Below are 13,385 nucleotides of genomic sequence, written 5' to 3' on the forward strand. Positions count from 1 at the left end.
CTTACCCCGTGACCCCCAGCCGCTTTGCCGCCTGCCAGTTGCGCCAGAAGTCGTGCGGCATCTGGATGTGCGTCGAGCCAAGGAACGAAAAGGCGTCGTTGACGGCATTGGAAAAGGCCGGCACGCCGCCGACATTCGGGCTTTCGCCGACGCCCTTCGCGCCGATCGGATGGTGCGGCGAGGGCGTGACCGTAAAATCCGTCTCCCAGTGCGGCGTCTCCACAGCCGTCGGCAGGAAGAAGTCCATGAACGAACCGGTCAGCACGTTGCCCGTGTCGTCGTAGCGGATTTCCTGGCCCATCGCGATGGCAAAGGCTTCAGTAAGCCCGCCATGGACCTGTCCCTCGATGATCATCGGGTTGATGCGAGTGCCGCAATCGTCGAGCGCGTAGAAACGGCGGACCTTGTAGACGCCGGTGTCGACGTCGATGTCCATGACGCAGACATAGGCACCGAATGGATAGGTCATGTTGGGCGGATCGTAGTAGCTGACCGCTTCCAATCCGGGCTCCATGCCGGGCGGAACTGAATTGTAAGCTGCCCAGCATATGTCCTTCATCGACATGAATTTTTCGGGCAAGCCTTTTACCCGGAATCCATCGACGTCCCATTCAAGGTCGTCTTCGTGGACCTCCAGCTTGTAGGCCGCGATCATCTGCGCCTTGGCCTTGATTTTCCGCGCGGCGGTGGCGATCGCAGCACCGGCTACGGGCGTGGAGCGCGAGCCATAGGTGCCAAGACCATAGGGCGCCGTGTCGGTATTGCCTTCCTCGACCGTGATGTCGTCGGCAGGTATCCCGATCTCGGATGCGATGATCTGTGCATAGGTCGTTTCGTGGCCTTGGCCCTGGCTCTTGGTGCCCATGCGGGCGATGCCGGCGCCTGTCGGGTGCAGCCTGATCTCGCAGCTGTCGAACATGGCGATGCCGAGGATATCACAGTTCTTGGATGGGCCGGCACCGACGATCTCGGTGAAGAAGGACACGCCTATGCCCATGATTTCGCGCGTCTCGCCGCGCTTGAAGGCCTCGCGCCTGGCGGCCTGCTCCTTGCGGAGGTCTTCATATTTGACCGTTTCCAATGCCTTCTTGAGCGCGGTCTGGTAGTTGCCAGAGTCGTATTCCCAGCCGAGCGCGGAGTGGTACGGAAACTGCTCGGGCTTGATAAAATTCTTCATGCGGAGTTCGGCAGGATCCATGCCGAGCTTCTGGGCGAGAATGTCCATCGCGCGCTCTATGCAGTAGGCGGCTTCCGTCACCCGGAAGGAGCACCGATAGGCAACGCCGCCGGGCGCCTTGTTGGTGTAGATGCCGTCCACCGAGACATAGGCAGTCGGGAAGTCATAAGACCCAGTGACGATGTTGAAGAAGCCTGCCGGCCATTTGGACGGGTCGGCGCAGGCGTCAAAGGCGCCATGATCGGCCAGCACGTGTACGCGGAGCGCAGTGACCATGCCTTCCTTCGTGGCCGCGATCTCGGCCGTCATGTGGTAGTCGCGGGCGAATGAGGTGGCCGTCAGGTTCTCGATGCGGTCCTCCACCCATTTCACCGGCTTACCGGTGACGATCGAGGCGACCGCAGAGCAGATGTAACCGGGGTAGGCACCGACCTTGTTGCCGAAGCCGCCGCCAATGTCGGGCGAGATCACGTGGATCTTCTGCTCCGGCAGCTTGGCGATTAACGCCACCACCGTGCGGATGACATGCGGGGCCTGGAAGGTGCCCCAGATGGTCAGCTCGCCCTTGATCTTGTCGAAGGAGCAGACGCACTGGCACGTCTCGAGCGGCGAGGGGTGGACGCGCTGATAGGAAATCAGCTCCTTGATCGTCACCTCCGCCTTGCCGAAGGCTGCGTCGGTGAGTTCCTGGTCGCCCACCGTCCATTCGAAGATGTGGTTGGGATGCCGGCGAGGGCCGTGCGCGCCGTCTTTCTTGTCCTTGATGTCTTCACGTAAAACTGGAGCATCCGGCTCCAATGCCTTGAAAGGATCGATAAGAACCGGCAATGCCTCATACTCGACGTCCACGGCCGCAACGCCGTCATCGGCGGCATAGCGATCGGTGGCGACCACAAAGGCGACTTCCTGACCCTGGAACAGAACCTTGCCGTCGGCCAGCACCATCTGAACGTCGCCAGCCAGCGTCGGCATCCAGGCCAGGTTGACGCCCTTCAGATCCTCGGCCGTCAGCACGGCGAGCACGCCGGGCACCTTCAATGCCGCATCCTTGTTGATGGATTTGACGCGCGCATGGGCGTGAGGCGAACGCACGAAATCGCCATGCAGCATGCCGGGCAGCTTCAGGTCGTCGACATAGTTGCCCTTGCCCTGAGTGAAGCGGATGTCCTCCACCCGCTTGCGTTTGCAACCAAGACCTTCAAGCTTGGCTTCGCGCTGCTCGCGCGTAAGGGTGATGTCGTTCATTCCGCGGCCTCCTTGAATTCGACGCCGTTCAGCTTGGCGGCAGCGTATTGGATTGCCTTGACGATGTTCTGGTAGCCGGTGCAGCGGCAGAGATTGCCCGAAATGCCGAACCGGATTTCCTCGTCGGTCGGGTTCGGGTGTTCCTTCAGCAGCCTGTGGGCGCGCATGATCATGCCGGGCGTGCAGAAGCCGCATTGCAGCCCGTGCATCATGCGAAAACCTTCCTGCAGCGCCGAAAGCGTGCCGTCGGCATTGGCCATGCCTTCGATGGTGGTGATGTTGGCGCCGTCGGCCTGCACGACAAACATGGTGCAGCTCTTGACCGACATGCCGTCGAGATCGACGGTGCAGGCGCCGCAATGCGAAGTCTCGCAGCCGATATGGGTGCCGGTGAGTTGCAGGTTTTCGCGGATGAAGTGCACCAGGAGCATGCGCGGCTCGACGAGCCCGTCGACCTGCGTGCCGTTCACCGTCATCGTGACATGGATTTTGGTCATCGTCCTGCCTCCCTCAAATGGCTACGCTCGCCGCGCGTTTCAGCGCGCGTGCGACCATGACGCCGCCGACATGCTTCCTGTATTCGACCGGGCCACGCCCATCGGCGGCCGGTGACATGATCGCCTCGGCCGCGGCAGCCGCCTTTTTCAACGTTTCGTCGTCGAGCGCGGTACCAATCACCAATTGCGCGGCGTCTTCGGCCAGGAGAGGTGTTTCGGATAGGTTGGTGAGGCCGATCGAGCAGGTTGCCACCTTGCCGTCCGACATGGTCAAGACGACTGCGGCCGCCGCCGTGGCATAGTCGCCAACCTTGCGCTTCAGCTTTTCATAGGCATAGCCGTGTCCGGCCGGCGGTACGGGAACCGTGATGGCGGTCAGGATTTCGCCCGGCTCCAGCGCCGTAAAATAGGCGCCCTGGTAAAAGTCGCGTGCGGCGACTTCGCGCGTCTCGTCAGGGCCGACGAGGCGATAGGTTGCGCCCAGTGTCATCATCAGCGCCGGCATGTCGTTGCCGGGATCGCCATTGGCGACATTGCCGCCGACGGTGCCGCGATAGCGAACCTGTGGATCGGAAATCACCAATGCCGCCTCATGGAGGATCGGCAAGGAATTTGAGATGATGTCTGAGCCCAGCAGTTCATGCTGTGTGGTCATCGGGCCGATCACGATGTTCTGGGCCTCGTGCCGGATGCCCTTGAGAGCTTCCAGGGCGTGCAAATCTATCAGGTGAGACGGCGTTGCCAGCCTGAGCTTCATCATGGGGATGAGGCTGTGGCCGCCGGCGAGCGGACGCGCCTCGTCGCCGAAATCGGACAGGAGCTTGACCGCATCGGCGATGGTCGTCGGCCGGTGATATTCGAAAGGGCCTGGAATCATCGTTTCCTCCACCCGTTCTTTGTTCCGGATGCCCGGAATCCGAACGTCTGACCGAACCGTGTTCCTCGGGCCGCAGGTGTGCAATCCGCCCAAACTGGGTGTGTCACGAGCGTCGGAAAATCGCACGAAATGGGGCGAGCCGAGCACCAACTGCGTCAGGTCAGCTTACCTATCGGACTGTGTGTTTCTCCGGGCCAAGCCGAGACGGGTGCGCAGTTCGGCAATCTTTGCGCGGCTCACCGGGACGATATGCGGGTGAGGGCCATCGAGCTCCACCATCGCTCCATCGCCCTCCCTACGCATGAAGACGACATGCGGAATGGCGATGATATGGCTCCTGTGCACGCGCAAAAACAGGTCCGGATCGAGCCGCGCCTCCACATCCGAGATCGACCACAGACACATACGTTCGCGCACACCGTCATGGATCTGCGTGTAATGGGCGTCGGCACGCACGCTGCGGATATCGCCGATGTCGATGAAATGCGTGCCTCCCACGCCCTCCACGGGCAGGCGCGATACGGAAGGGATGCGTGGCTGCCCTAGACCGCCCAGCGGGGACGCGGCAAGATGCGGCCCACTCGTTTCGCGCCCAGACCTTTCGAAGGCCGGGCCTTCGACAATGGTGTCGGGCGATGACGGAGTTTCATCGGGCAGCCCTGGTTCTAACGGCGCACGCGGTTCGGGGACGAGAAAGAGGAGAAAGCCGGCCGCGATCAGAAAGCACAGAGGCGCAACGACCAGCGACAGATCCTGCGGCGACACCTCAACTCCTGACAACGGATGCGCCGCCTCGGCCGCGGGTATGAAATGCATGCCGTGCATTGCGGTGTAGTGCATGCCCGAAACGGCGATGCCGAATGCAATGGCGCTGAGCGCCAGCCGCCTGCCGACATGGTGCGCCATGAAGATGTGCAATCCGCCATAAGCCGTGGCAACGGCAATCAGGACGGAGAGCAGGACCATCACGCGGTCATGCTCTATCCGGAATGGACCATTGAGACCACGAATGCCGACATAGTGCATTGAAACGATGCCCGCCCCAAGCAGGAGAGCGGCGGCAGCGACCCTCATTTCCGAGGGTTCGCCCATGCTGATGAAGAACAGCGAGACGCCGACGACCAGCGCGCAAATGAGGAAGGACACGACAGTCGGCAGCACAAGATAGTTGGTGCCCGGCGGCGTCTGGGTAGCGAGCAGGCCCACGAAATGCATGGTCCAGATTCCGAGTGCCAGAAAGCATGTGGCGCCGGCAAGAAGAAGCCTGCGCCTAAAACCTGGCGTGCCGCGAATACGCGCTGCGAGACCAAAACCGGTGTAGCCACCCAGTATGGCAACCAGAATGGAAAGCGCGACGAGATATGGATTATGCCCTTCGAGCATATCGGCACCGGCACGCGTGTATCGTTGCCCGAGCGTACCTTCTCCTGTGCGCAACACTATATGCGTCAGCGCTCTACTGACAACAATTGGCGCCTTCTCCTGGCGAGCGATCGCCGGGCAACCCTGGCCTGCGACGAGAGCCGGCTACAACCAAGCGCAATTTTAGGCTACGCTGATACGCAACCGGTGAGGGCCGCCATGCCAGAAGAGATCGAAGTCGACACCGAAAAACTGCACGAGGCAATCCACGAAGAGGTGGAGAAAGAGGGCACCGCGCTGCTTCGCACGATAGCGCTGACCACCGCGCTGTTTGCTGCATTGGCCGCGGTCGCCTCGTTGCTCGCGGGTAGCTCGGTCAATGAGGCGCTCGCACTCAAGACCGAAGCAACACAACTGCAAACGCAAGCGTCGGACCAATGGGCTTATTACCAGGCCAAGGGCATCAAAGCCGTCGTCCTCGAATCCCAGAAGAGCCTTCTTTCGAGCTTGGACAAGCCAATCCCGCCAGAATTCGAAAAGAACCTTGCCCGCTACAATGACGAGCAGCGGCAAGCGCAGAAGAAGGCGCAGGAACTCGAGAGCCAACGCGACGAGAAGGGCTTGGAGGCCGATCAACTGATCCATCGCCACCACTTCTTCGCCAACGCGGTGGCACTTCTGCAAGTCGCCATTGCCCTGGGCGCGGTGGCTGCATTGACGCGAAAGCGCCTCGCTTGGCGCGGTTCGGTGGCGCTCGGCATTATTGGCGCAGGGATATTTCTCTGGGGGCTCGTCGGATCCTGAGCCTAGGTCAGAGTGGCGGAGCGGCCCAGTTCGCCCTAAAGCAAGTCGAGCGTGTGGGTAGTTGTAGTGTCCCAGATGTCGCAGAACAGGTTGACGCAGCGATCCGGGGCGCGGTAAAGGCGAACTGCAAAGACATTCGGTAGCAAAAATGGATCTTGCGCATGGCTGCAGGAAATCCATAAAAACTAACGAAATCAATGCCGGGAGGGATGGCCGAGCGGTTTAAGGCACCGGTCTTGAAATTCGCTCACTGTCATACCTTCCTGTTTTGTTCCATCCTTATTTGTTTCGTATAATCAAGCCATTAGCTCGTCAGCTTGATCTTTCTGTCCGCCTTCGTCACTGTCGGTGCTACGCAGTTGCGTAGCAAAAAGCGTAGCAACCGTTCACTTACCGTTCCGCCTATGTGTGCTTGCCGCCCGGCGTTATTTCTCGCACCCGGCCGCCCATGGCATCCCCCTTTCGGATGAATTGACGTCTGCGCCTTTCCGGCTCCGGATATCTCCGGGATATGGGAGGGGAGCATGTCGATCATCAAATTTCGCTGCGTTTCGCAGCGCTTTGCCGACGTCTATTACGAAATCTCTGCCGGGTCGAAATCGTGTTCGTGCCAATGCGATGGCTACTTTGAGGGATGGTGCAGCCATATTGACGCGACGATCGTCTGCGGTGAGCGCGCCATGGTCCACCCGGACGATCTTGATCTGGCAGCCCGAGCATCGGCTCGACTGAGGGGCAAACTGAAAGCACCAGACGACTGGAAGGCCTCCTGGCGCCGGAACATGAGGTGGCGGGGATTGGCGACCCGCAAATTTGTGCCGTCCACTGTCGGACTTAGCGGCAGGCCAGTGGTGTGCTTCACCGGAGCTATGGACAGGCCAAGAAAGGAGTTTTTGGCCGAGGCTGAGAAATCAGGTTGGGAGCCGGTCAATCGCGTCCATTCAAAGATCACGGTGATGGTCAGCTCAGATCCACACAGCGCGACCGCAAAGATGGATTTTGCGCGCTGGCGTGGGATTCCGATCCTTAGCCCAGAAGAGTGGGAGGAGGCTCGAGATTTCGGGGTGCTGCCACCGGTGCCGGAGCCGGATCCGAGCAAAAGCCTCTGGAAGCGGCTAACCGCGCCATTTCGTTATCTGACATCGTGACTTGAATATTTTCAGTCACTTAGCTGCCTAGTTAGCGAAACCGAAATTGGAATTCAAAAATCCGAAATATGCGGGAGGCGCGGCCGTGCCGCCTCCGCGGGTAGGCGGCACGGCTCTAACAGTTCGCCAATGAAATCGGAATGCCGTTTCGTAAGGAGTTGGCGACTGTGCAAACCTCCCACGCCTTGTTGATGAGGTTTGAAGGGTCGCTGCCATCCGTCATCTCAAGATGAACCGCTACATCTGCTTTGGTCGCGATGAGAGGTGATCCCTCCAGATCGATAGTGACCCGAACGGATATGTCGCCGATCTCCTGTCCGAGGTCGTGAGCGACGTACCGAAGATCATTGCAGTAGCATCCCCCGATCGCCAAACCGAGCAGTTGGGCACCGTTGAAACCCAAGCCCTTCCCACCCGCTTTGCCATCCGGCCGATCAACAACGACCGTATGGCTGCCCGCCCATCCCAAGGCGGCTTCAGTTCCAGCAATGTTCCGCAATTCAACCGTGGAGACGACCACCTCATCCTCCCAAAGTCAGGCCATGCCCGTCCTGAACAATGCTCGTCATGAGAGCTTCGCCCAGGCCCTTGCGGCGGGCAAGAGTGCGGGCACGCACAAGGTCGTCATGATGCCTTGCGATCGTCGAGACTGCTAGGGAGATCAACCCTTCGTCCTGCGGGGATCGGCTCCATAGGTGCGCTCTTCGCGTATTGTCCCGTCGCTCTTGTGAAGAACCGCTTGACCGAGACCACCGGCATCTTGGGCCTCGTGCCCTGCGGCTATGGCCGCTGCTTCAGATTGCTTTTGGGTATGATGCGCGGAGACCATCCTGCCGCCTTCGAGCACCCTCCAACCCGTGTTGGTCGGCACTGAGTGGAAAACGCTGCGCTTAGTCATTGCAACCTCCCTCGAGGGCATGGTCGAGAATGAGAGCGGGTGGGGCAAATGTCCATTGGACAATCGGCTGGTGGCCCCCCGTCGCGGGTCCTTCCCGGGTCAAAAGGCAACACGGGTGGGGCGGTAGCGCATGCTGTCTCTAGGTGTGACGGTTCAAAGGTGGTTTACACTTGACACCTAAATCATGAAACAGGCGCAAATCCGCCAATCATCGCAGCGTCGAGGCGTCAACCAGGTTGACAAAAGTGTAAAGTAAAGCGGGGGGGTTCACACCCCTTTACTTCCGAGGTGGGCGCGACACCCACGCCGAACCATGCCGTCGATCGCCGAAAGCCCTTGCGGCCCAAGCCTTCCGAGGCCTGCGCGCCGACTGATTGGCCCGCTCTGAACCTGGCAGACATAAACAAAAAACGTGCTCTGGAATTTCTGTAGCTAGAGACAGTTCGCGCTGCCGCCCCACCCGCATTGGTTTTTCGGCCGGAAGGACCCAAGACGGTGGGGGGCTAGAACGATTGACACGGCCGAGGAGATTGTGCGCATCATTCTGGAAAAGCGAGGGTTTCTGAGATGGCAGGCGTCCTGTTTCAGTCAGGCGACATTACGGTCACTAGATTCGTTGCCAAGTTCGGCAATGCCACTTACCCAATTGTGACCATTCGAAGCGTCATAATCGAGAGAGAGAATACACTCTTATTCGTCCTGAGCGTTGTTGCAATTATCGCAGGTCTCATCGTAGGGGCAAATATACATGAGATGATTGGACTGATTGCCTTTGTCGCATTTTTATTTTTGGCGAACAATGTCCCCGAAAAACGCAGATTGATCCTGAAGACGACAAGTGGTGACGTGACCGCTCTAGGCTCTCATGACGCGATGTTGGTCGAAAGCGTGCGCCAAGCAATCGAAGATGCCGTTACGAGATGACAGACGCTTAGAATCGGTCCGGCCGCCTAGGACGGCGCAATTATCGCACCGGTCGTTGCCAGGAGCACGTCTGCCTGAATGCAACAAACCCGCCGCCTCGCGTGAGACGACGGGCTTCACCAGGGAGCACCTGTCAGGTCATGAACAAGTGCACCCAAGAAAACTCTCGGCCGGAGTAGTGGTTCCGATTATCTGCAGGCCGCTGCAAATCCAAGCTTCCAGGGCCATTCGGAAAATGTGAGCGCGCGAAGCTCTGGACGCCCGCATCGATAGGAGCATTTTACCAAGTAGGGCATCGTGGCCCTCGGGGGATAATAACAACAACCCGGGAGGAAAGATGTGCCTACAAGTCATCAGTATTTATCCTCGTCCGACCTCGCAAAGATCAAACGCGTTCTCGCCGGCGCCCGCCTGTCATCACACACCGACGAGGCTGCGCGCTTTCTGATGCGCAAATACCAAGAGGGCAGAATATCGCTTCACCGATTTTGGCAGCAAGACCTTCCACGACCTCTGGACCGAAGACGAAGGTAAGATCAAGCTGAGAACCAACGACATCCGGATCGGCATCGCCTACAAGTTCTGATCTGCACTCCCGCAGTGACCTCTGGCCCCGGCGAAAGCTGGGGCTTTTTCCTTCGGGAGTGGGCCCGCTGCGATCTTCTAACTGCTAGAATGTTCTGTCCCGATTCCCCAATCGGGGCAGGCCCGGCTGTCGCAGGCTCCCCCATACCCCTGCCTTGCGGATTGTCGGGCCACCTTACTCGCTCGTGATCGGTTTGGCCGCATGGCCCTGCGGGGGTGAGACCCGAAGCCACCGGGGTACGGGGGGCTAGGGGTATGACTGGCTCCGGGTCTCGTGCTGCTGGGGAAGCAGCAGCCAATACTTGCTTAAGGGCGATCACAGACGCAACGACGCCTGGGGCTAAACGGGCTTGTCCATTCGTGTGAGGCTGGCGGCTACTACTGACGCATTGACGCTCCCGCTCCGCCTCGGCTTTGGTATACGGGGCGCGTCCCTCAAGGTTTACAATTCGATCAGCCTCCGCTGCGAGCGTTTCGGTGTCCGCAGTGTCCGCAGTGTCCGCACTTACGGTGTCCGCATCAATTCCATTACGCCAGTCAAGATCGACATGGGCTGGATTGAGTTTTCCGTCTGAAAAAGCCGGGAGATGCCCGCTTTTGATCTTTCTGCGAACAACCTTTTCATCGCAGCCCGCCCGCCTGGCAAACTCGCGAACTGATATGCCACGCCGCATGCGGACACCTTTTCGACCTCTGCACCTAGAGATGCTTGCGCTGCCGCCCTACCCGCATTGCGTTTTGTGTTGGAGGGACCCAAGGCGGGAGGGGGGGAGGATGGCGCCGGTGCCTTCGATCAGGTTCATGGCATCTGATCCCCGGTGGGGATGTCTGCAATAGAAATGGAGGGGCGCGGGTCACCGGACTGGCGGGTTCCAGAGTAGCGCCCCCCCCAAGTTGAGGACGAAGTTTCGCGTGACTTAGGCTCGGGTCCATCTGACTCGACTCCCTTGGCAGCCTTTGCTTTGATGGCGATGTCTACAAGGAGGGGGAGATGGCGGACTTCATCCACGCTCGCGAATACCTAGAAAGCGGCGACGTTGTCGTCGTCCAGTGTTCGCACCAATGCAACGTCATGGTCATGAATGATGCCAGTTTCCAGCACTACTGTCACGGACGCAGCTTCCACCACTACGGACGCTATTTCACGCATTTCCCTGCTAGGGTGGTCATTCCTCGTGATGGCCACTGGAACACGGTAATCGATCTAGATGGCGGGCGTGCCAATATCCGCTACAACATTGAATACATCAAAGGCTAAGCCTCAAACTCCGCCGTGGCTTGGCACCGGTCAGAGTTTAGATGATCTCCCGCGCGGCCTGGAAATTGTTCAGGACAGCGTCGTCGTAAGGAATTCGATCAGCCGTTCGTGTGCCCGGCGATGAAGTGCGCCGCGAGGGATTGTGATCAAGAAATCCTCGATCATCATCCCTTTCTTCGGGTCAGGTAGGCATTCCGGCTCTGCCTGCCCGACGAATAGATGAAGCTCATCCGGGTCGAACGCCAAATGCCATGCGCCTATGCGATCCTCGGCAAGAGTGAAACTGATCAGTGCCATCTGGTTCACGCTCCTTCGAGCGTTGATCATCAGCAAAGGAAAACTCGCTTCAATTGCGAAATTTCGCCATTGACACCCGTCGCAACCCAGGGGATCGGGACGGCGGCCAAATCCCGGTGGGAGTCAGCGGCCCAACCCCGTTGCCGCTCGTGAACGATCTCGCCGGCATCCTGCGCAAGAGCTTGGAGACGGAAGGCATCGCACCTCCGAAGGGCAGGAAGTCAAAGACCAATATGGCGTAAGATCGTATCGGACTATTCTGATAGGGATCGGAATATTCTGAAATCACTGTCGCCAGATCGATGGTAACGCAGCAATATCTCAATGGGCCGAGACCGGTCGGAACGAAATCTCCTCATGCCCGTTGCAGCCATCGTTGGGTAGTTGGCGATGAGTTTTGCGCCGAGGTTTGTGTTCTCGGGCTTGGTGACCTGTCGTGCGCGGTCAAGTTGACCGCCGCTGAGCCTTTCGCAGGCACCGATCGTCGTGAGGTCTTCATCAGCGCAACTCCTCGATTTGCGACCTGCGAAAGGAAACCACGATGAAAGCCACCAGACGAACTTTCATGTACGGAGCATGTGCTGCCGGCCTCGCTGCCGCCGCCGGGACGTTGAAGATGCTCCCGGCAAAAGCCCAATCTTTGTCGCCGGCGGAAGCGCAGCAGATCGCGGAAGACGCCTACATCTACGGCTACTCGCTTATGACGACCGAGGTCACGCGCGTCCAAATGAGCAATGTGCCAAAAATTGAGGGGCTTACTGCTCCTATGGGGCAGTTCGTGAATGTGCCCCGTTACCCACCGGCGGACTACCGCGGCGTCTCGGCCCCCAATGCCGACACATTGTATTCGGTTGCCTGGCTCGACTTGACCGAACCTCAGGTGTTCAGCCACCCCGATATGGGCAGCCGCTACCACCTTTTCGAGATCACTGACCTGTGGATGGCGGATTCCAAGTCATCGCCGAGTCCGCGCACCGCGGACGGGAAGGCTGCCAATTACCTGTTCACCGGCCCAGGCTGGGAAGGCGAGGTCCCGGCGGGGATGAAGCATTTCCCGATCGCCACGCGTTACATGGTCATTTTGGGCCGTACCTACGCTGACGGCACCGAGCAGGACTACAAAGCTGTCAACCAGCTGCAGGCGCAATACAAGATCACCCCGCTTTCCGCCTGGGGCAAACCGTACACACCCATCGCACCGCCGGTGAACCCGAATCCCGGATTCAGCATGACCGACAAACCGCAGGCGGTCATTCTTGCCATGGGGACAGAGGGCTATTTCAATCTGATGGCTATGCTCATGGCTAAGGATGCGTCTCCGGCAGCCGAGGATGCGCCAATGGTCGCGCGTATGGCCACGCTCGGCATTGTGCCTGGGCAACCTTTCGAGATGAGCAAGCTCGACCCGGCCGTACAGTCGGCGCTGAAGGACATCCCGCAATCTGCCCTGAAGAAGATTGAGGCCAACAAAGCCTCTATGGGAGGAGTAGAGAACGGCTGGGTCGTCTCGAAGGGACTCGGAACCTACGGCACCGACTACCTCAAGCGCGCCACTGTCGCGGCCTTCGGTTGGCCCGCGAACCAGCAGCTTGACGCGGTCTATCCCTACACCGAGGTAGACGCTACGGGTCAGCAATTGACAGGTGCGCACAAATATACATTGACCTTCGCCAAGGATGCGACGCCGCCGGTCAATGGCTTCTGGTCGATTACCATGTACATGATCGACCAAGGCTGGTGGTTCGTTCCCAATCCACTGAACAGGTTCACCGCCAGCCTGCGTAACAATCCGAAGTTCAACGCCGATGGTTCGCTGACGCTCTACTTCCAGAATGAATCGCCCGGCGCGGACAAGGAGGCCAACTGGCTGCCGGCTCCGAAGGGCGACTTCCTGGCGATGCTGAGAATGTACTGGCCCAAGGAGACCCAGCCCTCAATCCTCGACGGCAGCTGGAAGATTCCGCAGGTAATCAAAGTGGACTAGGCCAGCTTTATTCCTCAGTGAAGCCCGCCGCCTCGGGTGAGACAACGGGCTTATGTGGATCAGATCTCTGGCCCCGGCGAAAGCTGGGGCCGCTTCTTTGGCGCGCCTGCCACCTATAGGAGATCGGATAAGCACCTCTGTGCGGACACTGCGGACAGGTGCGGACACCTCCCAAACGCGGATTTGCGGCCGTAGGCGCTCGTCTGCGGACACTGCGGACACCTTTTCACTGTCCGCACCTAGAGACAGCGCGCGCTGCCGCCCCACCCGCATTGGCGGGACGCTTGGAAGGACCCAAGGCGGGTGCGGAAGAGTGCGCTGTCTCATCC

The 13,385-nt window shown here is 59.4% G+C and carries 12 protein-coding genes and 1 pseudogene; 6 read left to right on the forward strand and 7 right to left on the reverse strand.

Annotated elements, in window-relative coordinates:
• Window position 1: 1 nt before the first annotated feature.
• From M2281_RS28515 to M2281_RS28530, 4 genes are all read right to left on the reverse strand, one after another.
• Complete coding sequence (locus M2281_RS28515; protein ID WP_280824586.1) at window positions 2–2,422, reverse strand: aerobic carbon-monoxide dehydrogenase large subunit; 2,421 nt, start codon at window positions 2,420–2,422, stop codon at window positions 2–4.
• Window positions 2,419–2,919: a (2Fe-2S)-binding protein gene (locus M2281_RS28520; RefSeq protein ID WP_280824587.1), complete on the reverse strand. Its 501-nt coding sequence runs from the start codon at window positions 2,917–2,919 to the stop codon at window positions 2,419–2,421. The genes M2281_RS28515 and M2281_RS28520 overlap by 4 nt, the downstream gene beginning before the upstream one ends.
• A gap of 13 nt (window positions 2,920–2,932) precedes the next feature.
• A complete protein-coding gene (locus M2281_RS28525; protein ID WP_280824588.1) occupies window positions 2,933–3,796 on the reverse strand; it encodes an FAD binding domain-containing protein in 864 nt (287 codons plus the stop codon).
• Between the two features lie 165 nt (window positions 3,797–3,961).
• The gene (locus tag M2281_RS28530) at window positions 3,962–5,179 is read right to left on the reverse strand and encodes an MHYT domain-containing protein (RefSeq protein WP_280824589.1); all 1,218 of its coding nucleotides are present in this window, start codon (window positions 5,177–5,179) and stop codon (window positions 3,962–3,964) included.
• Here M2281_RS28530 and M2281_RS28535 point away from each other — a divergent pair.
• Together M2281_RS28535 and M2281_RS28540 are read left to right on the forward strand one after the other, a co-directional pair.
• Window positions 5,165–5,962, forward strand: coding sequence for a DUF4337 domain-containing protein (locus M2281_RS28535; RefSeq protein ID WP_280824590.1), 798 nt, complete (start codon window positions 5,165–5,167; stop codon window positions 5,960–5,962). The genes M2281_RS28530 and M2281_RS28535 overlap by 15 nt on opposite strands.
• Window positions 5,963–6,486: 524 nt before the next feature.
• Window positions 6,487–7,110, forward strand: coding sequence for a hypothetical protein (locus tag M2281_RS28540; protein WP_280824591.1), 624 nt, complete (start codon window positions 6,487–6,489; stop codon window positions 7,108–7,110).
• Window positions 7,111–7,225: 115 nt separating this feature from the next.
• Here M2281_RS28540 and M2281_RS28545 read toward each other — a convergent pair whose 3' ends face one another.
• Window positions 7,226–7,630: an OsmC family protein gene (locus tag M2281_RS28545; protein WP_280824592.1), complete on the reverse strand. Its 405-nt coding sequence runs from the start codon at window positions 7,628–7,630 to the stop codon at window positions 7,226–7,228.
• Window positions 7,631–7,771: 141 nt separating this feature from the next.
• Entirely contained in the window at window positions 7,772–8,029 is a 258-nt protein-coding gene (locus tag M2281_RS29330; protein WP_425537827.1) for a DUF2188 domain-containing protein, read from the reverse strand.
• Window positions 8,030–8,575: 546 nt separating this feature from the next.
• On the opposite strand from M2281_RS29330, the gene M2281_RS28550 reads away from it, so the two are divergent.
• The 3 genes and pseudogenes from M2281_RS28550 to M2281_RS28560 all read left to right on the forward strand — a co-directional run bounded on the left by M2281_RS28550 (window position 8,576) and on the right by M2281_RS28560 (window position 10,775).
• Window positions 8,576–8,932 carry a DUF6232 family protein gene (locus M2281_RS28550; protein WP_280824593.1) on the forward strand — a complete coding sequence of 119 codons (357 nt, stop codon included), beginning with the start codon at window positions 8,576–8,578 and terminating at the stop codon, window positions 8,930–8,932.
• A 463-nt stretch (window positions 8,933–9,395) separates the two neighbouring features.
• Window positions 9,396–9,518 (forward strand): annotated as a pseudogene (locus tag M2281_RS28555) (outer membrane protein); the annotation flags it as partial.
• Window positions 9,519–10,508: 990 nt separating this feature from the next.
• Window positions 10,509–10,775 carry a DUF1883 domain-containing protein gene (locus M2281_RS28560; protein WP_280824594.1) on the forward strand — a complete coding sequence of 89 codons (267 nt, stop codon included), beginning with the start codon at window positions 10,509–10,511 and terminating at the stop codon, window positions 10,773–10,775.
• 69 nt (window positions 10,776–10,844) lie between these two features.
• On the opposite strand, the gene M2281_RS28565 is transcribed toward M2281_RS28560, so the two are convergent.
• The gene (locus M2281_RS28565; protein ID WP_280824595.1) at window positions 10,845–11,072 is read right to left on the reverse strand and encodes a hypothetical protein; all 228 of its coding nucleotides are present in this window, start codon (window positions 11,070–11,072) and stop codon (window positions 10,845–10,847) included.
• A 541-nt stretch (window positions 11,073–11,613) separates the two neighbouring features.
• Here M2281_RS28565 and M2281_RS28570 point away from each other — a divergent pair.
• Window positions 11,614–13,056, forward strand: coding sequence for a DUF1254 domain-containing protein (locus M2281_RS28570; RefSeq protein WP_280824596.1), 1,443 nt, complete (start codon window positions 11,614–11,616; stop codon window positions 13,054–13,056).
• Window positions 13,057–13,385: the final 329 nt, after the last annotated feature.

Source organism: Pseudaminobacter soli (ex Li et al. 2025) (assembly GCF_029892515.1).
Lineage (GTDB): Bacteria > Pseudomonadota > Alphaproteobacteria > Rhizobiales > Rhizobiaceae > Pseudaminobacter > Pseudaminobacter soli_A.